This is a genomic window from Gardnerella coleohominis (assembly GCF_002896555.1).
Taxonomy (GTDB): domain Bacteria; phylum Actinomycetota; class Actinomycetes; order Actinomycetales; family Bifidobacteriaceae; genus Bifidobacterium; species Bifidobacterium vaginale_F.
Map to the genome: position 1 here is coordinate 88422 of NZ_MNLH01000003.1, position 25630 is coordinate 114051.

Annotated in this window: 18 protein-coding genes and 4 tRNA genes; 17 read left to right on the forward strand and 5 right to left on the reverse strand. The window is 41.9% G+C overall.

The annotated features are described in order from the left end of the window. Positions 1–60: 60 nt before the first annotated feature. Positions 61–1857: a phosphotransferase gene (locus BFS05_RS03785; RefSeq protein WP_103084673.1), complete on the reverse strand. Its 1797-nt coding sequence runs from the start codon at positions 1855–1857 to the stop codon at positions 61–63. A gap of 208 nt (positions 1858–2065) precedes the next feature. Between BFS05_RS03785 and BFS05_RS03790 the strand changes: the two genes are divergently transcribed. After that, positions 2066–3199 carry a LicD family protein gene (locus BFS05_RS03790; RefSeq protein WP_103084674.1) on the forward strand — a complete coding sequence of 378 codons (1134 nt, stop codon included), beginning with the start codon at positions 2066–2068 and terminating at the stop codon, positions 3197–3199. 161 nt (positions 3200–3360) lie between these two features. Here BFS05_RS03790 and BFS05_RS03795 read toward each other — a convergent pair whose 3' ends face one another. After that, positions 3361–5676 carry a glycosyltransferase family 2 protein gene (locus BFS05_RS03795; protein WP_103084675.1) on the reverse strand — a complete coding sequence of 772 codons (2316 nt, stop codon included), beginning with the start codon at positions 5674–5676 and terminating at the stop codon, positions 3361–3363. A gap of 85 nt (positions 5677–5761) precedes the next feature. On the opposite strand from BFS05_RS03795, the gene BFS05_RS03800 reads away from it, so the two are divergent. Both BFS05_RS03800 and BFS05_RS03805 read left to right on the forward strand, forming a co-directional pair. Beyond that, the gene (locus tag BFS05_RS03800) at positions 5762–6598 is read left to right on the forward strand and encodes an ABC transporter permease (protein WP_258004237.1); all 837 of its coding nucleotides are present in this window, start codon (positions 5762–5764) and stop codon (positions 6596–6598) included. Between the two features lie 76 nt (positions 6599–6674). Further along, positions 6675–7952 carry an ABC transporter ATP-binding protein gene (locus BFS05_RS03805; protein ID WP_103084676.1) on the forward strand — a complete coding sequence of 426 codons (1278 nt, stop codon included), beginning with the start codon at positions 6675–6677 and terminating at the stop codon, positions 7950–7952. A 66-nt stretch (positions 7953–8018) separates the two neighbouring features. On the opposite strand, the gene BFS05_RS03810 is transcribed toward BFS05_RS03805, so the two are convergent. Then, on the reverse strand, positions 8019–10202 hold the full coding sequence (locus tag BFS05_RS03810; RefSeq protein WP_103084823.1) for a glycosyltransferase: 2184 nt from the start codon (positions 10200–10202) through the stop codon (positions 8019–8021). A gap of 125 nt (positions 10203–10327) precedes the next feature. On the opposite strand from BFS05_RS03810, the gene BFS05_RS03815 reads away from it, so the two are divergent. Next, positions 10328–11578, forward strand: coding sequence for a UDP-galactopyranose/dTDP-fucopyranose mutase family protein (locus BFS05_RS03815; RefSeq protein ID WP_103084677.1), 1251 nt, complete (start codon positions 10328–10330; stop codon positions 11576–11578). A gap of 86 nt (positions 11579–11664) precedes the next feature. Next, on the forward strand, positions 11665–12744 hold the full coding sequence (rfbB, locus tag BFS05_RS03820; protein WP_103084678.1) for a dTDP-glucose 4,6-dehydratase: 1080 nt from the start codon (positions 11665–11667) through the stop codon (positions 12742–12744). 243 nt (positions 12745–12987) lie between these two features. On the opposite strand, the gene BFS05_RS03825 is transcribed toward rfbB, so the two are convergent. Next, a tRNA-Ser gene (locus BFS05_RS03825) sits at positions 12988–13072 on the reverse strand. 275 nt (positions 13073–13347) lie between these two features. On the opposite strand from BFS05_RS03825, the gene BFS05_RS06795 reads away from it, so the two are divergent. From BFS05_RS06795 to rpmG, 5 genes are all read left to right on the forward strand, one after another. Next, a complete protein-coding gene (locus tag BFS05_RS06795) occupies positions 13348–14592 on the forward strand; it encodes a hypothetical protein (RefSeq protein WP_180978591.1) in 1245 nt (414 codons plus the stop codon). 443 nt (positions 14593–15035) lie between these two features. Next, positions 15036–15117: transfer RNA gene (locus BFS05_RS03835), tRNA-Tyr, on the forward strand. Between the two features lies 1 nt (position 15118). Next, positions 15119–15190, forward strand: a tRNA-Thr gene (locus tag BFS05_RS03840). 4 nt (positions 15191–15194) lie between these two features. Next, a tRNA-Met gene (locus tag BFS05_RS03845) sits at positions 15195–15268 on the forward strand. A 50-nt stretch (positions 15269–15318) separates the two neighbouring features. Continuing rightward, positions 15319–15489 carry a 50S ribosomal protein L33 gene (gene rpmG, locus BFS05_RS03850; RefSeq protein WP_103084679.1) on the forward strand — a complete coding sequence of 57 codons (171 nt, stop codon included), beginning with the start codon at positions 15319–15321 and terminating at the stop codon, positions 15487–15489. A 118-nt stretch (positions 15490–15607) separates the two neighbouring features. On the opposite strand, the gene BFS05_RS06690 is transcribed toward rpmG, so the two are convergent. After that, positions 15608–16174 (reverse strand): prepilin peptidase, encoded by a 567-nt coding sequence (locus BFS05_RS06690; protein WP_146026732.1) that lies wholly within the window; start codon positions 16172–16174, stop codon positions 15608–15610. Positions 16175–16413: 239 nt separating this feature from the next. On the opposite strand from BFS05_RS06690, the gene aroC reads away from it, so the two are divergent. The 7 genes from aroC to sufC all read left to right on the forward strand — a co-directional run bounded on the left by aroC (position 16414) and on the right by sufC (position 25580). Next, on the forward strand, positions 16414–17601 hold the full coding sequence (gene aroC, locus BFS05_RS03860; protein WP_103084681.1) for a chorismate synthase: 1188 nt from the start codon (positions 16414–16416) through the stop codon (positions 17599–17601). A gap of 96 nt (positions 17602–17697) precedes the next feature. After that, positions 17698–19392 carry a bifunctional shikimate kinase/3-dehydroquinate synthase gene (locus tag BFS05_RS03865; RefSeq protein ID WP_103084682.1) on the forward strand — a complete coding sequence of 565 codons (1695 nt, stop codon included), beginning with the start codon at positions 17698–17700 and terminating at the stop codon, positions 19390–19392. 18 nt (positions 19393–19410) lie between these two features. Further along, positions 19411–19866 carry a type II 3-dehydroquinate dehydratase gene (locus BFS05_RS03870; protein ID WP_103084683.1) on the forward strand — a complete coding sequence of 152 codons (456 nt, stop codon included), beginning with the start codon at positions 19411–19413 and terminating at the stop codon, positions 19864–19866. Between the two features lie 50 nt (positions 19867–19916). Next, positions 19917–21599, forward strand: a complete 1683-nt coding sequence (locus tag BFS05_RS03875; RefSeq protein ID WP_103084684.1) for a CTP synthase — start codon at positions 19917–19919, stop codon at positions 21597–21599. Between the two features lie 362 nt (positions 21600–21961). Continuing rightward, a complete protein-coding gene (sufB, locus tag BFS05_RS03880; RefSeq protein WP_180978602.1) occupies positions 21962–23416 on the forward strand; it encodes a Fe-S cluster assembly protein SufB in 1455 nt (484 codons plus the stop codon). Between the two features lie 53 nt (positions 23417–23469). Beyond that, positions 23470–24771, forward strand: a complete 1302-nt coding sequence (sufD, locus tag BFS05_RS03885) for a Fe-S cluster assembly protein SufD (RefSeq protein WP_103084824.1) — start codon at positions 23470–23472, stop codon at positions 24769–24771. A gap of 32 nt (positions 24772–24803) precedes the next feature. Next, entirely contained in the window at positions 24804–25580 is a 777-nt protein-coding gene (gene sufC, locus BFS05_RS03890) for a Fe-S cluster assembly ATPase SufC (protein WP_103084686.1), read from the forward strand. Positions 25581–25630: the final 50 nt, after the last annotated feature.

Genomic DNA, 25630 nt, shown 5'->3' on the forward strand with positions numbered 1-25630 from the left:
TAGCTTTCTTATATGCTGCTTATTCAGCTTCCGTTTGCTTGTTTATTCTTAGTTTGTCGATTATTTGTTATTTTCATAAGCTTTTAAAGCTTCATTAATATAGCGTTTCGCATAACTGTAGTACGTGTACATGCAAGTCCCTATATTTTCGCCTTCTGCTTGTTTAACAAGTGACCACAAATGCCAGCACCATCCTGCAAATCCTATATAAGCCAGCAAATGACGCTTTTCTTGTGCTGACGGAGTATGTGCTAAATAAACAGACATAGCTTCGTTTATCTCAGTGTTATTGAATTCGTCCGAAACGCATAAAGTACCAAAATCTTGAGCGTAATCAGACATTCCAGCATATTCCCAATCGATAAGATGATAGCGATTGTTTTGATCTATTAAAATATTTGCGCCTAGTATGTCATTATGGCAAAGGCAAGTATGCGTGCCGTCTTGAGTAATTACAAAGTTATGAAGCTTGTCAGCTAAAACACTCAAGTCGATGATTTTTTGCGGTATTTCCACATTTCTATCATTAAGCTCTTTCATATAGCGCTGAGATTCAGCGTAAAAATCAAAGTTGCGATGCACGCTTTCGTTACTTTCATGCAAAGAACGAACTAATTTCAAGCTTTCTCGTAGTTGGTTAGGATCATGCATATCCGCAATATGGCAATCTGGCAAAAATCGTGAAATCTTCCAGCCTTCTTTAGCGTCTGCTGTAATAAAAGTGCCATCTAAACCAAGTTTTTGAGCCAATTGCAAAGCTTCAGCTTCGGCTTGTCTATTAATAAGCACGTCTGTTCCAACGCCAGGATGCCTATAAACGTATTCGCTATTCCCGACCGAAAAATGGCAAGATAAATTAGTAAGACCTTTTTTAAGCGGATAAACGTTATGAATATCGGATTTTTTGCATTTAAGCGTTTGAGTGATATGGTCAAAAATTGCACTATCAATATTTTCTAGGAAAAGTGGATCAAATTCGCGCAGCTCATCAATAGAATCAAATTCGTGAATAATTGGCGTATCGTACTTTCGCATTTGCATGTCGAGTTCGTCAATGTGTTCAATAAAAATATCCTCCCAAAGCTTTCCTGCAGTTTGCGGCAAATCGTATTCTTCACGAAGAATTTGCACAAATCGCTTAGAAAATGCTTCGTCAAAATACACGTGACCAATCATGTACCAAGCGTTACTTCCGCCGATCGTGACTTTTGTAATACGATCATGCGCGCCGTAAGTCATGCACCATTCTTTAGTGTGACCTTGCTGGAATTGTGCGGAATAATAAGCTTTCCAAACGTATTTTTCAAATGGATTTTCGTCGAAATAATTGTCGGATGAGCAAATATAAGTGTTTGATAGTTGGTTTGCTACTGCCATAATTGAGCTGTTGTTATTGCGCGTGCTGTACTCGCTATTTGGCACGATTTTTACGTTAAAAGCGTCTTCTAAGTAGAAAAATTGCTCTTGCTTGTAGCCGACAACAACTGTTATATCGTTAATCCCAGCTTCATGAAGCTGTTTGATTTGGCGTTCAATAAGAACTTCTCCTCGAACTTTGATTAGTCCTTTAGGTAGCTCGTATGAAATAGGAGAAAATCTTGAAGAAAAGCCTGCTGCCATAATAATAGCGTTGCGTACTTTATATGGTTCAAGAGATTTAATGCCTTCTTCAGTGATGCGCAATTCGTTTGCTGTTTCAATAAGATTTTTATTTTCTGCGCTTTTTATTGCTGAATTAACAGTTCCGAGTGAAAGCCCTGATTGAGATGCTATGTCTCGCTGACTTAACTGTACACTGCTGTTTTTGTTATTTAATAGCGTTGTAAGAAGCTTAAATTCGTTGTGATTAATAGCCATGCGAGCCTCGCTTGTGGTTGGTATTTTATTAATTATACAACAAGCGTTCAAAAATAGCTATTAAATTTTTATTTTGAACACCGACGATGTTAAATTTTGCAAACTTTACAACGCTATAAAGGTGCATGCGAGATACAAACCGTATTATAATAAATAACCATATGACTTTTGCTAGTAAAAGTGAGAGAAAACAACAGAAGGTGTAAGTATGGCGTCTGTATTTCGTAAGCTAATGCGCAAATTTATTGAGCATTGTCCTTCATCAAAACGTTCAATAAAAGATCTTAGAGCGCAAGTTAGCGATTTACAGGCAAGCATAGATCGCATGCAACGCGTGTTAGACGAGCAATTGCCGCGCATTCTTGAAAACCAACGCAATATGCACGTTAACATACTTACGAATCGAGAGCACGCTTCTCTTTTAGCTTGGGCAAACTATCGAAATGACAACGAAAGCGATTTTGACGCTCGCAAGCGCTTTTACTATGGTCTTCCTCAAGCAACGGGTTCAGTGAGACTTATTCAACGCGGTTGCGCTTCGCTTTTAAGTGAATTTGCAGCGGTTGCTAAAGAATATAATTTGCGATATTGGGCTGATTTTGGCACTTTGCTTGGAACTATTCGCCATCGCGGATTTATTCCTTGGGATGACGATACAGATTTAGGAATGATGCGAAGTGACGTAGATAAGCTTCTCGAATTGCTTAAAAAAGACGAAAAGCTGTCTAAACGCTATCGCGCAGTACTTGTATTTGACCCTTACGTTTTCTGCAGACAGCTTAGATTGCGATATAAAAATTCTGAAGATCCTAGCTTTATTGATATCTTCTTCTACGATTACATGCCTAAATACGATGAGCATACTAAGAAAAGGTTTATTGAAATTCGTGAAGAGCTAAAGGAAGATTTGAAATCTAATCCTTTTTATAATAAGTGGCTTGCGAATGGATATTTGGAAGATGGCGAAGAACTTAGTAGCGAAATAGAAAATATTTTCACTAAATATCAAAATATTGCAAAAAGCGAAAATATTATTGCAAATGAATCTAATAGTAACGAGTGCAATATTATTTACGGGCTTGATAACGTCGATTCTGAACTAATATACACATCTCAATATGAGGATATGTTCCCACTTAGGCAAGAAGAATTTGAAAAATTCGAAATTCTAGTACCTAATAAAGCAGAAAAAATTCTCTTCAACTATTACGGGAATATTTATCAGCTTCCTTCAGATATGGTTTCGCACTTGCAACATGTAAGCCGTGAATTACTCAACGACAAACATACTATTGAGGCGATTAAGCAAGATATTGAAACTAACCCTTACGCGCGTAAATAGAGCACAAAACATAAGGGTTAGTTGCATTAAGCTTATTGGCGTTAAAGCGCTGGTGGTTTAGCTACCAGTATTTATACCAGTTATACCAGTATTTAGCTACCAGTATTTAGCTACCAGTATTTAGCCATCAGTAGTTTTAAATACCAGTATCGCTCGCAGAATTATTTGTTATCCCTTCTCATAAGGCGTAACTTTTTCTGCAATTTTGCGATAAACACTGGGAGAGTTATTTTCTTCGCTGTTTTTACGATTTTTTCGCCAATCAGATAGCGCGCAGAAGTGCGAATGCTACTAATTTCCTGCTCGCATAATTCGCTTTTGCGCTCAAACTCAAACATGCGTTCCTTTAGCCACAAAGTGCGAGAATTAGCGTTAAGTTGTAGTTTTTGGAACTCGTTATAAGCTTTTTCGTCGTAGAAATACGTTGGCAAGATATGTGAATTTTCCTCATAATTCAGAGCTTTTAATACTTCTTGCAGCTTGTCTTGAACGATGTTTGCTAAGGATTCAGAAGTTACTCGCGTATGGCAATCGTGAACGAAGCTTTCCACAAGAGCATTCGCGTATCCCTGATTATATGTTTCAAGAAGTCCTTCGCTTTCAAGCCATTTTCCAACTTCTAGCACTGAATTAACTTCAAGGGGTGCTTCATTAAACGACGTATTATGCTCTATTGAAAGCCAGAAGTTTTCTGGAATCGTTTTAGTATTAAGATTTTCGAATCCTTCTCCAGCTCCAACACTGAATCTTCCATAAGCATTTTCGTATGATTTAGCCAAATCGCAATACATAATATTTTGAGCTTCTAATGCTGCGCGAGTGCTAAAAGTCATAAGAGTTGCAGGAGTATCGTTATCTCCAGCTTCTATGTGAGCAGATTTCAAGAAGTCAGTTCTCCATATTTTCTGCCAACCGTAGCTGTAGCAGCTGTTTATAAGAAGTTCTGAAATATCCTTAGGTTCATAAGATCCGTAATAAGTATCTTGCACTGTGTCATCACTATTTACAGCTCTAATAAAGCTTTCGTTGGAAAGATCAATATTATTCTTAATATCATTTTTAATAGAACAATCAATTAGATAATCGCTATGCAAGCTTTTGTTATTAAAGAACTCAAGATCAATAATCTTATTTTTATTATTAGAGCATTTGTGTAGATTATCTAAAGCGGATTTAAGCACATTTTCGTTGATTATATAGCTTGAAGGCATGAAAATCGTGTATTTTCCATGAGCGTAATCAACTGCCTTAGAAATCATGTCTTTTATAGTGCATGAATCGTCATTTTGCTGAATTGTAAAGCGCTTATCTTTATCTGTAAATCTCTTAGCGATATTAAGAGTGCTATCCAAAGAATGAGAGTCAACAATAATAAATTCGCAAGAAATATTGCTTATAGAAGTGCAAGCTTTGAGGGAGTCAACAATCCAAGAATGAGCATTATGAGTGAAAATGACAAGAGAAAGCTCAGGATTAGATTCTGCTTTGTGCGCTTTAACTTCGTACGAGGATCCCAAGAAATCCATGTAGTAATCCATAAATTCTGGCTTCAGGCGAGAAGCCATAAGGAAAACTTCTTTTGAATCCATAGAACTAAAAACTTCGTAAATAAGCTTGCGTATTTCAGGATTCTTATCGTCGAAACCAAATTCTGTGATTAACGAATTAACGTAATCAAATTCGCGCGAATAAAAAGCTTGCAAAACTTCGCGTGAAATATTCTGCTTGCTAAGAAATTCGCGCATATCACGCAAACGATCGAAAGGAAGATGAAAATCTTTCAATAAACTAGAAGCGCCAGGATTAGTTTGACGATAATAGTAGTACTTTCCAGGATTCCAGCAGATTTTATTCGCTAAAACCATAGTTTGTGCGAAGAAAGGATTATCGGTCCAACCTGCTCCAGGAATCGGCTTAAAACGTATGGTCTCATTATTTTTGTTATCTCCGTTAAGAAAATCTTTGCGGTAAATAGCAGACCAAATAGAAGGGTGATGGTAGAAAGGCTCAGCGAACTCGTTTAAGCTAAAAATAGACCTGTGCTTCGGCATAAAATAGCACAAGTTTGGCGTGTCTACTGCATCCTTATATCCATCTTTTCCATCATAAAAAAGCCAGTATCCGCCTTTAATAACATCGATTTTTTCATCCGTAAGATCTGTATTGCTTAAAAGACGCTCATACATGTGTGGGTCGATGAAATCGTCAGGCTCAACAATGCTAATCCACTCGCCTTTAGCGCGCTCCAAGCCGCGATTGCAAGTAGCTCCATAGCCCTCGTTTTCTTTTTCAATAACAACGAATCGACTATCTTTCTTAGCGAAAGATTTCATAATATCGATGGAACCGTCTTTGCTTCCATCTGAAAACATTAAGCATTCCCAATCAGTAAAAGTTTGATTTTGAATAGACTCCAAGCATTGCTGTAAAAAGGCTTCAACGTTATAAATCGGAACAATAATAGATATTTTTGGCATAGTTATGATGTTAACACAAAGAGGTTTATGTGTACGCTAGACAACACGCAAATTCAATTACAATCTAACTGATAATATGAGTACCGTGAAAAATCTGATAGATCATTGTCGTAAAAAGTATTCGTACGCCATTATCGTGCTTAGAGGCTTAGTAAAAACTGATTTTAAGTTGCGCTACCAAGGATCTTTCTTGGGCGTAGCGTGGTCAGCTTTAAAGCCATTGATGATGTTTTGCGTAATGTATCTTATTTTTGGCAAGTTTTTGCGTATGACTGATGGCACGTCAACGTATCCAGTGGTGCTGCTTTTAGGTATTAGCGCGTGGCAGTTTGTGCAAGAATCTACGTCTATTGGATTGCGCTCGCTTGTAGATCGTGGCGATTTGTTGCGTAAAATTCATTTCCCTAACTATATTGTTGTAGTTTCGGCAACTATCGGGTCTTTAATAAGCTTCTTAATTAACTTAATAGTTGTGCTTTTCTTCGCTATTTTCAACGGTGTTCATTTTACGTGGAGAGTAGTTTTACTTCCTATTAGCTTGATTCAGCTTTATGTAATCGCTATTGGAATCGCACTAATAATGTCTACTATGTATGTGTATTTCCGCGATATTTTGCATATTTGGGAAGTGGCTCAGCAGCTACTATTTTATGGAATGCCAATTATTTATCCGCTTAGCTACGTAATTAATAAAGGCGGTATTTTCGCTAAGTTAGCAAGGATGGAATTGCTTAATCCTATAGCTCAATGCATTCAGGATATGAGGCATAATCTTATCGCTCCTGATACGCAGCCAACTGTGTGGAGTTTATTCGGGCTTTCATGGATGTCTTTTGTTCCTATTTTGCTAACGATATTAGTTTTTCTGATTGGTATTTATGTGTTTAAGAAAAATAGTCATGCTTTTGTAGAAGTTATGTGATGTGTTGCAAGAAACTGTATGACTGATTTTAAAATCACGAAAATTTTACGAAAGCTATGATGGGGAAGTGGATTTTATGAATAAGTTGCAAGATGACGTTGAAGCAAGAGACGACGTTGAAGCAAGAGACGACGATATTGTTTTGTCTGTAAATCACGTGGGCAAATATTTTAAATTGCCAACCGAGCAAGCAACTGGCTTAAAACAGGCTTTTATAAATCTTACTAAAGGCATTAAAGGCTACAAATTCCAGCATGTGCTTAAGGATATAAGTTTCCAAGTGCATCGCGGTGAATTCTTCGGAATAGTCGGGCGAAACGGTGGCGGAAAATCAACGTTGCTGAAAATTATTTCGCAAATCTATTACCCAAATACTGGAAGTGTGAAAGTAAAAGGCAAGCTCGTTCCTTTTATTGAGCTTGGTGTTGGGTTTAATCCAGAGCTTACAGGACGCGAAAACGTTTATCTTAACGGAGCTTTACTTGGATTTACTCGCGCAGAAATCGACGCAATGTATGACGATATTGTGGAATTTGCTGAGCTTGAAGATTTTATGGATCAAAAGTTAAAGAATTATTCTTCTGGTATGCAAGTTCGACTGGCTTTTTCTGTGGCAATTAAAGCTCAGGGAGATATTCTAGTTCTTGATGAAGTTTTGGCTGTTGGCGACGAAGCTTTCCAGCGTAAGTGTGATTCTTTCTTTACTGAAATTCGAAAAGATCCTACTAAAACCGTTATTCTTGTTACGCATGATATGAATGCTGTGAAACGCTATTGCACGCGTGCGATGATGATTAGCGACGGTGAAGTTGCTGCGATTGGAAATACCGAGTCCGTGGCAGATCAATATACTTTGGCAAATATTGAAGCTGAGCGCGCAAAGCAGGATAAGCTTGGCGAAAAGATGTGCAAGGGGCAGTATGCGCAAGGATTAAATGCAAAGTGTCCGTTGCTTAGGACGTATGCTTTGGAAGACAAGATTTACAAGAGTAGCGATACTTTCCGTTTTGCTGTTGAGTATCAGTATGACGAGCCGGGTGATTTCTATTTGGCGATTGCTTTGCATGATATTCGGCGCGGCGGAATTACTTACGATACTGGTTCTAAAGTGCTGAAAATGCAAAAGCGTGGGCATCAAATAGTGCATTTTGAAATGCCGTTAAATTTGTTTAATAATGGCGAGTTTACGCTTTTTACTTCCTTGCGTACGCCTAGCCCAACTGAGGATGATTACACTGATTTGTTAGCTGTGGCTGTGGATGCGAACGCTTGCACGTTTGTAATCAGAGATAGTCGTAATCGCGATTATGCTTTGCTAAGCGATCGTGCGATGACGATTAAGCAAGTTTCGTGAAATTTCGTGAAACATTTGCCGGTGATTTCTATGGCTTTTTGTAGCTGTTTTCGCCATCGCCGTTACTTATTTGTTGTTAGTTGAGCTGAAGATTTTATCCCAACTTTCAACGCTAGCCATATCGTAAGCGCGATACGCTTTAGAAAGCTTCTTCCAGCGGCGTAACATCTTTAAAGCCAAGAATACGTCTGTTCGCAACAGTTTACGGAATAATTTGCTATCTCTTTGGAAAAGATTCAGCGTAGTGCCATCTGGGGCTGTGACAATTGCAGTATTTACGCCAACAAACGAAGGCCAAGAAACATCTTGAGCTGGAATCGCAACTTCCGGACGAGGATTCTTCGCGCTCGTTGCGTTCTTTTTGTGTTTTTCGTGCGCTAACAGAGCCTTAATTGTTGCGTGCTTTTGTGCTTTACGTAAAGCTTTAGCATCATGTGCAGTAAACGGACTTACGTGCTCGCGCGAAACCTCGCTAATAATCGATTCGTCACTTATAGGCTGCGTATCACTAAAGGATTGACGCGCTTTACGAACCTCGCCAAGCTTTTGCGGCATCGAATCAACAATATATTGTGGTCCTCGCAAAATATCTTGCAATCCCATATGATGCAAATGCATTGCAGAATACGCGAGTTTTAAGCCGGAAGCCAAGTCACTTCGAAGCATTTCAATCGCAAAACGCAAGCTTGGTTTAGTGCAATGAAGTAGTCCGCAAATCCAACGATTGCGCTGGAAGAAGTACTCTTCCCAAGTGCGCGAAGGATCCTTATCGTGCCAAGCCTGGTGCCAAACTGCAACTCCTGGCAAGCAAATCGTGTGATAACCGTGCTCAAGCGCTCTAATCGAATATTCAGTGTCGTCAAACTTAATAAACACAGGTAACGAAAGACCGATTTCTTTCATAATTGCAGTTGGGATAAGGCTCATCCACCAACCGTTGTAATCAGTGTCTATTCGTTGATGGCGCTCAGGGCAATCTTGCAAAGTAATCGCTGCGAAATCATGATTGTAATCAAGATTCTGTGAAGGCTTCATCCATACGTTATTACGAGTGAATCGCTCGCCTTGAGTGTAAAGGACGGTACGATTATCCAAGTGAAGCATTCCGCCGCCAATAATAGCAGGCTTTATCGTGTAATCAGCAAATTGAAGCGCGCGAAGAATGCACTCTGTTTCGCTAATTGCATCGTCGTCGAGAAGCATAGTGTAGCTGCTTTTTCCAGCTTTAAGCGTCTCAAACATGCCTCGTGAGAATCCGCCGGAACCGCCTAAATTAGCCTGTTGAATATAAGTGAGCTGGTTGCCAAGATTTGCACTTGTTTCATTAAATCCAGGCTGATTCTTAACTAAATCGGTGCCTTGATCCGTGCAATAAATTGTGTCAAGTCGCGCACGAAGGGCTGTGTTTTCTGCTATTGCTTTCAGCTGATTGTGGCAGTATGAAGGGCGATTAAACGTAGTAATAGCAATAGAAAAAGTGCTATTTGATTGCTGTTGTTTGCCTGATTGCACTTTATTCGCGCATGGCACGCTCCACTCAGCATTGCTAACAGTAAAGCAACTAGAATCACTTGCTTTAGCTTCAAACCAAAAATATCCACCGTCTGCAAGACCTGTCATAGGTATTTCGTAGCTGATGGTTTGCGCAGACTGATTTTGCGTAACCTGTGCTGGCTGATTTTGCTGTTCTGGCTGATTTTGCTGTTTATTAGAATTAAACTCAAACTTTTGCACAGGATAAGTAAGTCCGCGACCAGTCGATCGCATAAGTTGCAAGTAGCCAGTGCCTTCAACGTTTGCAGTAAACTTAACAGTTTTTACGCGCGTCCAATGCTGCCAATAGCTTGCAGGAAAAGCGTTAAAGAAAGTGCAAAGAGACACATGTTTTCCTGCGTCAATGCAAAGTGAGTTTCGCGAAAGAACAGTGCAAACATCTTGAGTTTCAACATTTGGTAAGTGACTGCTTGTGTCTGCAAGAAGCTTTTTAAAATCAGTAAGATTTAGATTATTTATATCGATTGCGCGCGTATTCATACGAGGATCGAGCACAGTACGCTGCAAGTACGAGCGATGCCACGGAATTACGTAAAGCGGCATAGTAATTTCAGTGTCTTTTACAGGGTAAACAACACGATTTACAACTTCCCAACCTTTATTGTTGCTATTTGCGCTGTTAGAATCTTGTTTTTCTTGCATTTCTTGCTTATTTTGGGTTTCTGCGCGGTTTTCTGCACTCTTTGCCTTAGTCATATTAGACATTATATATACGTATATATACGCTTAAGCCTATTCTTGAAATGTATTGTGCATGAATGAATTGAGTTGGAGCATAGTTTAAATAATAGGTCCAACTGAAAGTACGAAAGGTAAATAATATGACGCAGTCAGCAACCTCCCAAAATACAACTTACCCAGATTTAGTGGTTGTTGGAGCTGGTTTGTTCGGCTTAACTGTAGCTCAGCAAGCAGTGGAACATACTGGCGCTCGCGTTGAAATTATTGACGTTCGTAATCATATTGGCGGCAATGCTTACTCGTATTTTGACGAGCGTACAGGAATTGAAATTCATAAGTATGGTGCGCATCTTTTCCACACAAGCAATAAGCGCGTATGGGATTACGTGAACCGTTTTACGTCGTTTACTAACTACGTGCATCGCGTTTATGCAACTCACGACGGCGAAGTTTATCCACTGCCAATCAACTTGGGTACTATTAACCAGTTCTTCCACGCTCATTACACGCCAGAAGAAGCGAAGGCTTTGATTGCAAGCCAAGCGGGGGAGTTTGCTGGCAAAGATCCGCAGAATTTGAACGATAAGGGCATTAGCTTAATTGGCCGTCCGCTTTATGAAGCGTTTATTAAAAACTACACAGCAAAGCAGTGGCAAACAGATCCTTCTGAGCTTCCTGCTGGAATTATTAAGCGCTTGCCTGTGCGATTTAACTACAATAATCGCTACTTTAAAGACACTTGGGAAGGCTTGCCAACAGACGGCTACACAGCTTGGATGCAGCGCATGATTGACGATCCTAGAATCCACGTTTCGCTTGGCGTAGACTTTTTCGACGAATCACAGCCGTTTAACAAGCGCGCGTTGGCGGAGGCTGGAGTGCCTGTGGTTTATACCGGTCCGGTTGATAGGTATTTTGACTATGCGCTCGGCGAATTGAAGTGGCGAACTGTGGACTTTAAGGAAGTGCGTTACGAGGAGAGTGACCACTTCGGCTGCCCAGTTATGAACTATTCGGATGCTGATGTGCCATTTACGCGCGCGATTGAGTTTAAGAACTTTAATCCAGAGCGCGAGGAAGTTGGTGGAGAGGCTAGTGGTGAAGCTAGCAGTGAAGCTGATTTCGTGCCGGGCAAAAGCGTGAAAGCTGGGGAAACTGTTGTATGGCAGGAGTATTCTCGCGCTGCAACTCGCGAGGATGAGCCTTACTATCCTGTGAATACTGATGCAGATAAAGCATTGTATGCTTGCTATGCGGAGCTTGCTGCAGCTGAGCCGAACACTGTTTTCGGTGGTCGCTTGGGAACTTACAGCTATTACGATATGCACAATGTGATTGACATGGCTTTGCGCGCTTACGAATCGCAAGTAGCTCCACTTTTAAATAAATAATCTTATATAAGTAAGCAAAAACTATATAAAGCCATATGGTTAAACAAAAGACTATATAAGTAAGCATCTGTATTGAAGTGATAATAATGGAAAATAATTCTATCGATATGCCATCTCATATATTAGTTACTGGTGGAGCTGGATTTATAGGATCTAATTTTGTGCATTATATTGCGAAATATCATCCTGATGTTGCAATTACTGTATTGGATTCTTTGACTTATGCAGGGAATTTAAGTAATTTATACGAATTGCCGCAAGAGTTTTTTAACAACCACTATTCCTTCGTAAAAGGTGATGTTCGCGATGCTGATTTAGTTGATCAGCTTTTAAATCCTTATGCGAAACATGTAACCGCATCCGGTTATAGCCTTCCAGCGATAGATGTTATTGTTCATTTTGCTGCAGAATCTCACAACGACAATGCTTTTGAATGTGCTGATCCTTTTATAAGTACGAATGTTTGTGGCACGTATGTTTTGCTTAATGCTGCCCGAAAATACAATATTCGATTCCATCACATAAGCACTGATGAAGTATATGGTGATTTACCTTTAAACAGCACAATGCGCTTCAATGAAGAAAGTCCATATAATCCCACGAGTCCATATGCTGCTTCAAAAGCTTCGAGTGATCATCTAGTTCGCGCATGGTGTAAAACGTATGGTCTTCGCGCAACTATTTCTAATTGTGGGAATAATTATGGGCCTCGTCAGCATATTGAGAAGTTTATTCCTAGACAGATTACGAATATCATGTGCGGATTGCCAGCGAAATTGTATGGCAAGGGTGATTCCATTCGCGATTGGATACATGTAGAAGATCATTGCGACGCAATATGGCGAATATTGACATGTGGAACAATTGGTGAAACATATGTCGTTGGTGCTCGATGCGAAATAAGTAATATTGAAATGCTTAGGATTATTTTGCGCATTATGGGTAGGCCTGAGTCTGATATAGAGCAAGTTAAGCCAAGATTATGTGAAGATCGCAAATATGCTCTTGATGCAACTAAAATTCAAACTCAGCTTGGATGGAGTCCAAAGCATATAAGTATCAATCTTGGTTTAAAGGAAACTATTGATTGGTATTCGTCGCATTACGAGATGTGGAATAATCTGAAATATGCCGTTGAACAGCATTACGCTGAATCCGGGCACTGATTATTTTTTTATTTGTGCGTTATAAGTCCTTATTTTTGGGAATTAACCCTGAATAAGGACTTATTTTTCGCTTTCGCCCGGCAATCACCCGGCAGTCACCCGGGAATAAACTAGGAAATAACCCTTATTTTTAGATTTATTTAACCCTTGATATTTGGGGTATGATCCTGATATAACGTTGATATTTCAAGGGTTTTCGACATGAAAAAAGGGCTTCTAGCGATTGGCTAGAAACCCTACTCGCGGAGAATACGAGATTCGAACTCGTGAGGCTGTTACACCAACACGCTTTCCAAGCGTGCGCCATAGACCACTAGGCGAATTCTCCAAGTCGAATGCCAATCGAATATTATCGTTCGGCAGACAACTCAAACAGAGTAACACAGAGTGGAGATAAAGTAAATACGGTGTGCCGTGGGTGTGTCATACTCAAATCTATGCCTAATTGGTGCAGAGCGTATTTGGTAAAGGAAAATATATAAGTTTAAATCAGATATTAAGGAAAAGAATATTTTTTCGACACGCACAACAATATATTAAAAAGTGATTCAATAGAGTAAAATTACCAGAAACCGACAATCGAGAATGGGAAAAGGAGAAACTATGACAGACTCGACTGATCGTCAGATGCAAAATAAGTCTTCTAGTCAATCAAATAATCCGAATAATGAGAATAATGGTGCGCGTCCTAATCAGGCACCAAATCGTAATATGAATCCGCAATCTAATGGCGCTTACAACCAAAATCGTCCTCAGCAGCCTATGCAGCAGGGTCGTCCAATGGGTCAGCCAATGGGTCAGCCAATGGGTCAGCCAATGGGTCGCCCTGGTCAGCCAATGGGTCAGCCAATGGGACGTCCAATGGGTCAGCCAATGGGCCAGCCGGGTCACCCAGGTCAGGCTTTAGGTCGTCCTGTTATGCCACAGGGTCGTCCAATGGGTCAGCCAATGGGTGGTTATCCAATGGGTGGTCCTGGTCAGCCAATGGGTGGTCCTGGTCAGCCAGGTAATAATGGCTCCCAGATAATGGATTCCTTGAAAGGCTTAATGAGTAGTTTCTCGGCTTCCAAATTGGGGAATATTGAGACCCGCTATAAGCTGAATCAGGGTTATAGCTACGCAATGCGCGACAAGAATGGTGCTGATCCATATGATTCTTTGACAAGCAAAGCTGTTTTGCCGCCGAATTATGATTATTCTTCCAATATGGTTCAAAGAGGAACTTTGCTTTATGCGTTCTTGCATACAAATCGAGCTCCACTTATTGGCGCAATCGTATTTGTTGTAGCGTTCATATTTATGCTTATTTCTGGACTTTTCCCATGCTTCGTATTATATGAAGGAAGACTGCGTGGCGTTGGTTCAGCATTCCTGCCAAATGATGATTATTCCTATATTTCAGATGTTAAGAATGCTGCTGCTGTAGTTCATTTTATTGCATTTTTGTTTGTGCTGCTTTTCTTGGCAATAATGGCTATTGTTGTAATTTGCACTATTCTGTACGTTTTGTTCCTTTACAAAACACGCGAGATATGCAAGAACACTGTATATGCGAATCAGTTTGCAGTAGTAAAGGCTTATGCTCGAGTTGCTGGAATCCCTGTATATAGCAATACAGTTAATTTAACTAAGGAAGACTTAGTGCGTTTGCCTTACTTCCTTTGGAATTTGCGTTATATGCCTATTTACACTGATCGCACTAAGAACTATTGCGGTGATGTAAAGATGATTCCAGGTATGAACGAAAGCGAAGTTGATGAGTTAGGTTTGTTGTCTAACGATAAGCTTGCAAAGATAGGTTTCAAGGTGTACACGATTCTTTCGGGTACAACAACTATTGAAGGTTAGTTTCCTATTTTTGGTTTCGTTCTTATAGGAATCTTGGATAATAATCTGAGTTACTAATAAGGATTTATGAGTGCACTAGCGAAAGTTAGTGCACTTTTTTAATAATCTGATATTTGGATTTTTGGGAAGTAACCCGGATTTGTATATGTTCGCGAGCAAATGACATGTTTAGCTAGTTCGTCTAGTTATTTCGTTTAGGTATTTCATTTAGTTATCTCGTATAGCTATTTCGTGACAATTTTTATGCGAAAGCTCCGATATGCTTTAGCAAATAAAATAAATATAGAAATTTCTTTTCCTTGTAAAATCAAGGTTTTTGACGGGAATAATCCGATAAGCGGAGGCATTTGTGAGCTTATTCGGCGTGTCTTGGCTTGCATTAGTCTCGTTTTCGTGGCAAAATAACAAAGTTGCCGTTTGGAGATTACTCCTAGCGATAACATGGCGGGTTACCAGAGCGGCCAAATGGGACTGACTGTAAATCAGTTGCTTCGTGCTTCAGTGGTTCAAATCCACTACCCGCCACGCCTCGATAGCTCAGTGGTAGAGCACTTCCTTGGTAAGGAAGAGGTCGTGAGTCCGATTCTCACTCGAGGCTCTCTGGCGGGGTAGCTCAGCTGGCTAGAGCGTACGACTCATAATCGTAAGGTCAAGAGTTCGAGTCTCTTCCTCGCTACAATGGCCAGCAGGAGTTGGTCAACATACAATATTCTAGAGGTGAACGAAATGGCAAGTAAGAGCGCAGACATCCGTCCAGGCATTACGCTTGCATGCACGGAGTGCAAGGAGCGTAATTACATCACGACGAAGAATCGTCGTAATACGCCTGATCGTCTTGAGTTGAACAAGTTCTGCCCACGCTGCGGCAAGCACACACTTCATCGCGAGACCCGATAAGCTGTGTTTGCAAATTCAATTGCGTTGTCTTAGTTTTCAGCGCGATTGTTTGTTTAGACTTAATACCCCGCTTGTGCGGGGTTTTTATTTTATCTATTAGTTTGGGGAATAACCCCAATTAATACGAAAAAGTTAGTATCACTGCGAATATAGCGGATAATACTTCAACTGGAACAAACGGTATTCGTAAGCTTTTATTTTTATCCTCATATTTTGAGTTTGATTTTGATTTAGAATTTGGATTTGAATTAAAAGTAGAATTATATATTTGCTTTTTAGAATCAACGTACTTTTGAAATATAACATATGCAATAATCGCAAATCCGCCGATTACCCCTGTTAGTGCTATCCATGTTATTAAACTTTCAATTCCAAATAATCCCAAAGCCTGTGCAAGCATAGTCGCGCAGGTTATGTCTCCGAATCCAATCGACTTCTTCCCTGATATTTTTCGCATAGTTAAATATAAAAGAAAACAGCTTATTGCAGAAACCCATCCGTATAAAGTTATTGAAAAATCATGTTTTGTTGCTATTGAATAAATTGAATTTGATAAAGTTTGGGCGAAAATTGCAATAATCACCCATAATCTGGGTACGCAAAAGTATCGCATATCTGTAAAGCATAATGCTATTGCGCAAATTAAAGTCGGTATAGAAGTTACTATTTTTGCAAGCTCAATCATGAAATAATGCTAGAAAATCGTGATTTTTTGCGCAAGAAAAATCAATGCTTGTGGTTAGAAGTTATAGCTTGTGGTTAGAAGTTAAATATTTTGAAACCCGTACGTGGAGTCAAATATAAAGTGGAATAGCGAAAATCAAAATTGCAATTAGTGAAATAAGATATGCGTAAAATACGCTTAATAAGAATATGATGTAGTGAGTAGAATGAAAATCTAAAGCGTCGGCGAAGGGAGACTATATGCTGCATTGGCAGACAGCAGGCGAATCGCATGGTGAAGCGTTGGTTGCAATGATTGAGGGCTTGCCTGCAGGTATTCGTATAACTAGCGAAGATATTGTTGCTGCTCTTTTTCGTAGACGTTTAGGATATGGTCGTGGCGCTCGCATGAAGTTTGAGCAGGACAAAGTGCGCCTGCTTAGCGGAGTTCGACACGGTGTAACGCTTGGTTCTCCGATTGCTGTAGAAATTGCGAATACAGAGTGGCCAAAGTGGACGGAAGTAATGAGTGCAGATCCTTTGGATCACGATTTGCCGAAAGAAGGCCGCAATGCTGCGCTTTCTAGGCCGCGCCCAGGTCATGCTGATTTAACTGGCATGCGCAAGTATGGTTTTAATGATGCTCGCGAAGTTTTAGAGCGTTCGAGTGCTAGGGAAACGGCTTCTCGAGTTGCTTTAGGCGCTATCGCCGATGCGTTTTTGCAGCAAGCTTTAGGTGTGCGCACAGTTGCGCATGTTATTGGAATCGGTGGCGTATATGCCAACAGAAGTTTAGCTTTACCAACGCCAGATGATGTTGCTGCTTTGGATGCTTCTCCAGTTCGCACTCTCGACAAAGATGCTGAAGCGAGAATGATCGCTCGCATTGATGAAGCAAAAGCGAATGCGGATACGCTTGGCGGAGTAGTGGAAGTGCTTGCTTACGGCATGCCTGCAGGAGTTGGCACGTATGTGGAATCGGATCGTCGCTTAGATGCGGCTCTAGCGAGCGCGCTTATGGGAATCCAGGCTATTAAAGGCGTGGAAATTGGAGACGGATTTGCAGAGGCAGATCGCCCAGGATCGGCTGCTCACGACGAAATCATAACAGACGAAAACGGTAAAATTAAGCGTCTTACTAATCGTGCTGGTGGTATTGAAGGTGGAATGTCGAACGGCGAAATTATTCGCGTGCGCGCTGCAATGAAGCCAATTCCGTCTATTCCACGCGCTTTGCGTACTGTGGATGTGCTTACTGGCGAGGCTGCTCAAGCTATTAATCAGCGTTCTGATTTCACTGCTGTACCGGCGGCTTCAGTAGTTGCAGAAGCGATGGTAAGACTTACTTTAGCGAAGTATGCTTTAGAAAAATTCGGCGGCGATAGCGTGTCGGAAACAATGCGTAATGCAAAAAATTACGTTGATTCATGGCCTGAACACATGCGTTAAAACAGAAATGCTAAAACAGAAATGCTAAAACAGTTTAAATTAACGGTTTAAAGTAGCATCTTAAAGTAGCAGTTAAAAAGTCAGAAGAGTATTGCAATGAAACGCTTTAACGAAAACAACAGTAACGATAAGTGTTACCCGCTTGCTGTGATTATTGGTATGCCGGCAGCAGGTAAAACTCGTGTTGGGCGAGAAGTTGCGAATATTATGCACGTTCCTTTCTTGGATACAGATATTGTTATCGAAGAAAAAATAGAAATGTCTGTGTCTCAATATTTTGAGCAATATGGTCAAGATGCTTTTCGTAAAGTTGAAGCTCAAGTAGTGCGCGATGCCATTGAAGGTGATAATGCTTGCACGGGAATCGTTTCTTTAGGTGGTGGCGCTCCTATGAACGAATCCACTCAAAATGTTTTGAGAAAATATAAAGCTCTCGGCGGTAAAATCGTATATTTGCAGGCAAATCCTCAAGAAGCGATTGAAAGAGCTGGAAGGAATAATAATCGTCCTATGCTTTCCGGTTCGGATGGTGCTGAACGTTGGATGGAATTATTTAAGAATCGCAATCCTGTATTTTCTGAACTTGCTAATATGCATGTTCGCACTCATGGAGCTACTCCGCGATTGGCTGCTGAAAAAGTTAGGAGCATGATTATGCAACATATTGTGCATGTTACCGGCGAAGGCATAGAGCCTTATGATGTGCGAATTGGTGACGGAGTTATGCAGCTTTTGCCGCAAATTCTTGGCGAAAAGCCTGTTAGAGTGGCGTTAGTGCATACTCAGCCAGTGCAGAGGCATAGTGATAAAGCTAGAACTATTTTGCGTCAATCTGGCTACGAAGTTTTCGACATGATAATTCCGGACGCGGAAGCTGGAAAAACTATTAAAGTTGCAAGCGGATTATGGGCTAATTTGGCAGAAGCTGGTTTTACTCGTTCAGACGCGATTGTTGGATTAGGTGGAGGTGCTGCAACAGATTCGGCTGGTTTTGTGGCCGCAACTTGGATGCGTGGTATTCGATATGTTAATTGTCCTACTTCGCTTCTTGCTATGGTTGATGCATCAACTGGTGGAAAAACTGGTATTAATACGGATGCTGGCAAGAATCTGGTTGGTAGTTTTTACACTCCAGCTGGAGTTCTAGCTGACACTTCCACTCTTCGCACTCTTCCCAATGATATTTTGATTGAGGGCTTGGGAGAGGTTGCAAAATCTGGGTTTATTCGCGATTCTGAAATATTAAAATTGCTTAGTGACACTCATAATGCTGAATTATTGCGTAAATTTAATGGAGAACTATTAGAAAATTGTGAAGAACTTCACGATCTATTAGTAGAACTTATTGAGCGCACTGTTAGAGTAAAAGCGTATCACGTGTCGAATGACTTAAAAGAGCAAGGTTTGCGCGAGTTTTTGAATTACGGTCATACTTTAGGGCATGCGATTGAGCAGATTGAGCATTTTCGTTGGCGTCATGGAAACGCGGTTGCTGTTGGAATGGTTTTTGCTGCAGAGCTTGCACAAATTTTGGGATATTTGGATGCGGAAGATGTTACGTATCATCGTTCGCTTTTGGAATCTCTTGGATTGCCAATATCTTGGAACGGCAATGAGGATGCTGAAAGTGCGTTTGAGCGCGTGCTTAATCTTATGCATCGAGATAAAAAGGCGCGCGGAAATATGCTACGTTTCGTGATTTTGGATGGTATTTCTAATCCTACGCATCTTGATAATCCGCCTATTGAAGCGGTTTATGAAGCTTTTAGACGAGTTTATAAGCAAAATTAATTAAATTGCGAGGTCGTAATGGAAAATAAGCAGTTAAAAAAAGTTCTTGTAGTGAACGGGCCAAATTTAGGGCGTTTAGGCGTGCGTCAACCAGACGTATACGGCAGCGAGAATTTTGAAACTTTGTGCGAGCGTTGCGAAAAGTGGGGAGCGAATCTTGGCTTAAAAGTAGAAGTGCGGCAAACCGATGACGAAGCTCAAATGGTTCACTGGATGCATGAAGCTGCCGACACGCATACGCCGGTAGTTATGAATCCTGCTGCTTTCACGCACTACAGTTATGCGCTTGCGGACGCGGCTCACATGGTTTTGGACGCTGGAGTGCCGTTAATGGAAGTACATATTTCCAATCCTGCTGCGCGTGATGCTTTTCGTAAAATTAGTGTAATTAGTCCTGTTGCAACCGGCACAATTACCGGCATGGGATTATATGGTTACAAACTTGCGCTTGAAGCTGTTGCTTATTTAATCTAACTTTTTAAGCAAATTTCCAGCGTCGAGGCTCGAAGATACTATGGAGTTCCATGGTTAGAAGACAACATGGTAACTCTCAGGAGCATATTACAAAGCATATTTTTGTCACTGGTGGCGTAGTTTCGTCCCTCGGAAAAGGCCTTACAGCATCATCTTTAGGCCGACTTTTACGCAGTCGCGGATTGCATGTATTACAACAAAAACTCGATCCTTATATCAATGTTGACCCGGGTACAATGAACCCATTCCAGCATGGTGAAGTCTATGTTACGGAAGATGGAGCGGAAACAGATCTCGATATTGGTCATTATGAGCGATTCCTCGATGTTTTCTTAAGCCAGAAAGCGAATGTAACTACAGGTCAGATTTATCAGTCTGTACTTCGTAAGGAGCGTGCTGGCGAATATTTGGGTCAGTGCGTGCAGGTTATTCCGCATATTACTGGCGAAATTAAGTCGCGTATGCGCGCGCAAGCTTCAGACGATGTAGACGTGATTATTACAGAAATAGGCGGCACAGTTGGCGATATTGAATCCCAGCCATTCTTGGAGGCAGCTCGCGAAGTTCGTCGCGATTTAGGCCCAGAAAACTGCATGTTTGTGCACGTTTCTTTGGTACCTTATATTGCTGCAGCTCACGAATTGAAGACTAAGCCAACTCAGCATTCTGTGATGATGCTTCGTCAGCTTGGTATTTCTCCAGATGCGCTTGTTTTGCGTTCGGATCGTCCGCTTAATCAAGGCATTAAAGATAAGATTTCGCTTATGTGCGATGTTGATGCTGAAGGCGTTGTGAATTGCGTTGACGCTCCAAGCATTTACGATGTGCCGAAGATTTTGTTCAACGAGGGCTTGGATGCTTACGTTGTTCGTGAGCTTGAGCTTCCATTCCACGATGTTGATTGGAACGAGTGGGAAGATTTGCTTGAGCGCGTGCATCATCCAAAGCATGAGCTAAATATTGCAATCGTTGGAAAGTATATTGATTTGCCAGACGCGTACCTTTCCGTTACCGAGGCTATTAAGGCTGGCGGTTTTGCAAACTGGGCTAAAGTTAACGTTCGCTGGGTTGCTGCTGACAAGTGCGAAACTCAAGAAGGTGCGGCTGCGGCTCTTGACCAAATGGACGGAATGGTTATTCCAGGCGGCTTCGGAATTCGCGGTATTGAAGGTAAGATTGGAGCTTTGCGTTACGCTCGCGAGCACGGTTTGCCAACGCTTGGTCTTTGCCTTGGTTTGCAGTCCATGGTTATTGAGTACGCTCGTCACGTGCTTGGACTTGAGGATGCTAATTCCACTGAGTTCGAGAAGGATTGTGGCGATCCAGTAATCGCAACTATGGAAGAGCAGAAAGATATTGTGGACGGTAAGGGAGATATGGGTCACACAATGCGACTCGGCTCTTACCCTGCAACTCTTGAAGAAGGCTCGATTGTTGCTGAGCTTTACGGCACTACGCATGTTACTGAGCGTCACCGTCACCGTTATGAAGTGAACGTGGCGTATAAGGATCGTTTGCGTGAAGCCGGCTTGCGTATTAGCGGCCAAAGCCCAGATGGTAATTTGACTGAGTTTGTGGAGCTTCCAAAGAGTGTTCACCCATTCTACGTGGCAACTCAAGCTCATCCAGAGTTTAAGTCTCGCCCAACTAAGCCTCATCCACTGTTTGCTGGATTGGTTGCGGCAGCTTTGGAACATCAAGAAGCTGCTCAAAACAGCAAGGCGGATAAGTAAGTCTTAAGCATGTAAAAACAGGCGGTAAAACTTGGAATCCTTAAGTTTTACCGCTTTTTGTTTTATTAGATTGTGAGTAATATTACGTTTTGCGCGTAACACAGCTATACCAAGAAATCGCATTACGCGGTAACCTTAAATAGGTAAGAAATATAGTAGCTAGAACGCAAAAGTAGCGCTTGGGGGAGCGGCTTTTGTGAATTAATGCGTATAACGATGCCGTACGATTCGTTATACATGGAGGTGTCAAAGGCGTTATGAGCGATACTAGCAATATTAGTGATGCTGGTGTTACTGGCGATACAAGCGTTACAGCAAGTGATGCTAATAATTCAGCAAAAAATAAAGCTGCAGACGTTGAAATGAGCCAGTATGTGGCAGATCGCGCTCGCGTAAACGAAGAGAAAATTCGTCAAGACGAGCAGATTGTTGCTGAATTTGGTGAGTACAATTACGGATGGCACGATTCGGATGCTGCAGGCGAGGCTGCAAAAAAGGGTATTGACGAGTCGGTTGTTCGTGCAATTTCCGCAGATAAAAATGAGCCTGAGTGGATGCTAAATCTTCGTTTGCAAGGCTATCGCGCGTTCTTGCAAAAGCCAATGCCTGATTGGGGTGTGGACTTAAGCGGTTTTGACGCGGATGATTTTAAATACTACGTGCGTCCAGTTCACGATCAGGCGAAAACTTGGGATGATTTGCCAGAAGATATTCGCAAAACTTACGATCGCTTAGGTATTCCTGAAGCTGAGAAAAAGCGCTTAGTTTCAGGCGTTGCAGCACAGTACGAGTCGGAAGTTATTTACAATTCGATTCGTGAGGACTTGGCAGCTCAAGGCGTGATTTTTGTTGATACGGATACAGCGGTTCAAAAGTATCCGGAGCTTGTAAAAAAGTATTTCGCAACCGTGATTCCTGTTGACGACAACAAGTTTGCGGCTCTTAACACAGCGGCTTGGAGTGGTGGTTCTTTCGTGTACGTGCCAAAAGGCGTGCACGTGGATATTCCACTTCAGGCTTACTTTAGGATTAATACGCCAAACATGGGCCAGTTTGAGCGCACGCTTATTATTGCAGACGAAGGCTCTTACGTGCATTACGTTGAAGGTTGCACGGCTCCAATTTATTCCACGGACTCTCTTCACGCTGCAAACGTTGAAATTGTTGTGGAAAAGCATGCGCGCGTGCGTTACACCACTGTGCAAAACTGGTCAAATAACGTGTATAACTTGGTAACTCAGCGAGCTTACGTGCGCGAAGGCGGCACAATGGAGTGGGTTGACGGCAATATTGGCTCCAAAGCAACTATGAAGTATCCTGCTTGCATTCTCGCCGAACCGTATGCAAAAGCCGAGACTATGTCTTTGAGCTTTGCCGGCCGCGGACAGTATCAAGATACGGGTGCGAAGATGATTCACTTGGCTCCGCATACGAGTTCAACGATTGTTGCTAAGTCGATTTCGCGCGGCGGTGGACGCTCTGCTTACCGCGGTCTTGTGAAGATTATTAAAGGCGCTAAAGGTTCGAGCTCGTCTGTTGTGTGCGATGCTTTGCTTGTTGACGATTTTTCGAGGTCGGATACTTATCCGCATGTTGACGTGCGTGAAGATGATGTTTCGATGGCTCACGAGGCCACTGTTTCCAAGGTTTCTGAGGATCAGCTTTTCTATTTGATGAGTCGCGGACTTGAAGAAAAAGAGGCTATGGGCATGATTGTGCGCGGCTTCGTGGAGCCGATTAGCCGTGAGTTGCCAATGGAGTACGCGCTTGAGCTTAATCGCCTAGTTGAGTTGCAAATGGAAGGATCCGTGGGCTGATGAGCGATATAGCAAGTAGTGAAAATATGGAAGATACTGGGTTTAAAAATACTATGTCTGAAAATATTACTGATTCTGAAAACTCTTCTGCGCGCAAGGAAATTAATATTCCTGTAGCAGATCCTAATGATCCTTATGCGGTTCCTGCCGCAATGCCTTCTAGTGCCGATAAATCCGTGCGCTCGTTCAACGTGGAAGATTTTGCTATTCCGACGCGTAAGCAGGAAGATTGGCGATACACTCCAGTTGAGCGAATTTCCGAATTTTTTGAGCGTTTCGAGCCGTCTAATAGCCTTCAAATAACTCTTGAAGGCGTTGGTGGAGCTGCGTTGGATGATTCTTACGTTGGCAGCGATGGTTCTGTAAGTTTGCAAGTAAAGCCGCAAATTGAAGCTCCTCATACCGATATGAAGCCGTCTGATCGCGTTGCTGCAGTCGCGTGGAATGTAGCGAAATCTGCATATGTGCTTCACGTATCTGGAGAAATCAAAAAGCCAATCGTGCTGAAAATTCAGGGCAATAATGTTAATACGCTTGACGCGCAATCGCTTGACGCATTGCACTTAGTAATCGAAGCGGATTCTCGCTCGAATGCGGATATTATCGTAGAACACACGGGAGTTGCAAAACTTGCTGAAGGTGTGGAAATCATCCTCGGAAAGCATGCGCACGTTTCTACTACCTTTATTCAAGAGTGGGATTCTGGCAGCAAACACGTTGGAAATCAGCGTATTCACGTGGGTGAGGGAGCTTCGCTTCGTCACACGATGGTCACTCTTGGCGGAGATGTTGTTCGAATTCGCATGGATCAGGATTTTGGCGGCGAACAGGGTGATTTGAACATGCTTGGCATGTATTTTGTGGATCCAGGCGAGCATGTTGAGCACCGCACAATGGTTGTGCACAATTATCCGGAATGCAAGTCGCGAGTAGTGTACAAGGGCGCTTTGGAAGGAAAGGGCGCGCATTCAACTTGGGTTGGAAACGCGCTTATTAAGCCGGAAGCTCCTGGCACAGATTCGTACGAGTTGAACCGTAATTTGGTGCTCACTCCTGGCGCAATCGCCGATTCTGAGCCGAATTTGGAAATTGAAAACGGAAATATTATTGGTGCCGGTCACGCAAGTTCAGTCGGTAGATTTGACGACGAAGAGCTTTTCTACTTGCAATCGCGCGGAATTAGTGAGATTGAGGCAAGGAAGCTTGTTGTGCGTGGATTCTTTAATGAGCTGATTGAAGAAATTGGCGTTCCGGAAATTGTTGATCACTTAATGAAGGCTATTGAGCGCCGTCTTGCAAGAACGGAAGAGCCAGCGAAAAACAAGCCTGCACAAGACTCACCTGTACAAGACTGACTTGCAAGAACAGAAAAATAGGAGATATAAACATGTCAACTTTGGAAATTAAGGATTTGTACGCTTCTGTAGAAACAAAAGAAGGTCGCAAGCAAATCTTAAAAGGCGTAAATCTTACAATTAATTCTGGCGAAACTCACGCAATTATGGGTCCTAACGGATCTGGAAAGTCTACTCTTGCCTACACTTTGGCAGGGCACCCAAAGTATGAAGTTGATTCCGGTCAAGTTCTTCTCGACGGTGAAGATATTTTGAAAATGACTCCTGACGAGCGCGCAAAAGCCGGATTATTCCTCGCAATGCAGTACCCAGTAGAGGTACCGGGCGTATCTATGACGAACTTCCTTCGTACTGCAAAAACTGAAGTCGAAGGAAAAGCTCCATCTTTAAGAAGCTGGGTTAAAGAACTTAGCGATGCTATGAAAAAGCTTCGAATGGATCCAAAATTTGCGTCGCGTTCTGTAAACGAAGGATTCTCTGGCGGCGAAAAGAAGCGCGCGGAAGTTTTGCAATTAGAGCTTTTGAAGCCGAAGTTTGCAATTTTGGACGAAACTGATTCTGGACTAGACGTTGACGCTCTTCGAATCGTGTCGGAAGGCGTGAATCGCGCCAAAGAAAACACCGGTTTGGGTATTATGATGGTCACGCATTACACGCGAATCCTTAAGTATATTAAGCCGGATATTGTGCACGTTTTTGCTCAAGGTCACTTTGTAAAGACTGCAGGACCGGAGCTTGCGGATGAGCTGGAAGAAGAAGGCTACGACAAGTATTTGCCTGAAGGTGCAACCGAGTCTGCGCTGGCTTAATCGCGGTTTATTAGTTGGATAGTTTTAAGTTACTGCTTAATCTATCTGTA

Excerpts from the sequence above, each read along its gene's own strand:
- BFS05_RS06690 (WP_146026732.1), bottom strand. The coding sequence starts at position 16,174 with ATGATTGAGCTTGCAAAAATAGTAACTTCTATACCGACTTTAATTTGC.
- sufC (WP_103084686.1), top strand. The coding sequence starts at position 24,804 with ATGTCAACTTTGGAAATTAAGGATTTGTACGCTTCTGTAGAAACAAAA.
- sufD (WP_103084824.1), top strand. The coding sequence starts at position 23,470 with ATGTCTGAAAATATTACTGATTCTGAAAACTCTTCTGCGCGCAAGGAA.
- BFS05_RS03785 (WP_103084673.1), bottom strand. The coding sequence starts at position 1,857 with ATGGCTATTAATCACAACGAATTTAAGCTTCTTACAACGCTATTAAAT.
- BFS05_RS06795 (WP_180978591.1), top strand. The coding sequence starts at position 13,348 with ATGACAGACTCGACTGATCGTCAGATGCAAAATAAGTCTTCTAGTCAA.
- BFS05_RS03790 (WP_103084674.1), top strand. The coding sequence starts at position 2,066 with ATGGCGTCTGTATTTCGTAAGCTAATGCGCAAATTTATTGAGCATTGT.
- rpmG (WP_103084679.1), top strand. The coding sequence starts at position 15,319 with ATGGCAAGTAAGAGCGCAGACATCCGTCCAGGCATTACGCTTGCATGC.
- rfbB (WP_103084678.1), top strand. The coding sequence starts at position 11,665 with ATGGAAAATAATTCTATCGATATGCCATCTCATATATTAGTTACTGGT.
- sufB (WP_180978602.1), top strand. The coding sequence starts at position 21,962 with ATGAGCCAGTATGTGGCAGATCGCGCTCGCGTAAACGAAGAGAAAATT.
- BFS05_RS03875 (WP_103084684.1), top strand. The coding sequence starts at position 19,917 with ATGGTTAGAAGACAACATGGTAACTCTCAGGAGCATATTACAAAGCAT.
- BFS05_RS03870 (WP_103084683.1), top strand. The coding sequence starts at position 19,411 with ATGGAAAATAAGCAGTTAAAAAAAGTTCTTGTAGTGAACGGGCCAAAT.
- BFS05_RS03815 (WP_103084677.1), top strand. The coding sequence starts at position 10,328 with ATGACGCAGTCAGCAACCTCCCAAAATACAACTTACCCAGATTTAGTG.
- BFS05_RS03810 (WP_103084823.1), bottom strand. The coding sequence starts at position 10,202 with ATGACTAAGGCAAAGAGTGCAGAAAACCGCGCAGAAACCCAAAATAAG.
- BFS05_RS03805 (WP_103084676.1), top strand. The coding sequence starts at position 6,675 with ATGAATAAGTTGCAAGATGACGTTGAAGCAAGAGACGACGTTGAAGCA.
- aroC (WP_103084681.1), top strand. The coding sequence starts at position 16,414 with ATGCTGCATTGGCAGACAGCAGGCGAATCGCATGGTGAAGCGTTGGTT.
- BFS05_RS03865 (WP_103084682.1), top strand. The coding sequence starts at position 17,698 with ATGAAACGCTTTAACGAAAACAACAGTAACGATAAGTGTTACCCGCTT.
- BFS05_RS03795 (WP_103084675.1), bottom strand. The coding sequence starts at position 5,676 with ATGCCAAAAATATCTATTATTGTTCCGATTTATAACGTTGAAGCCTTT.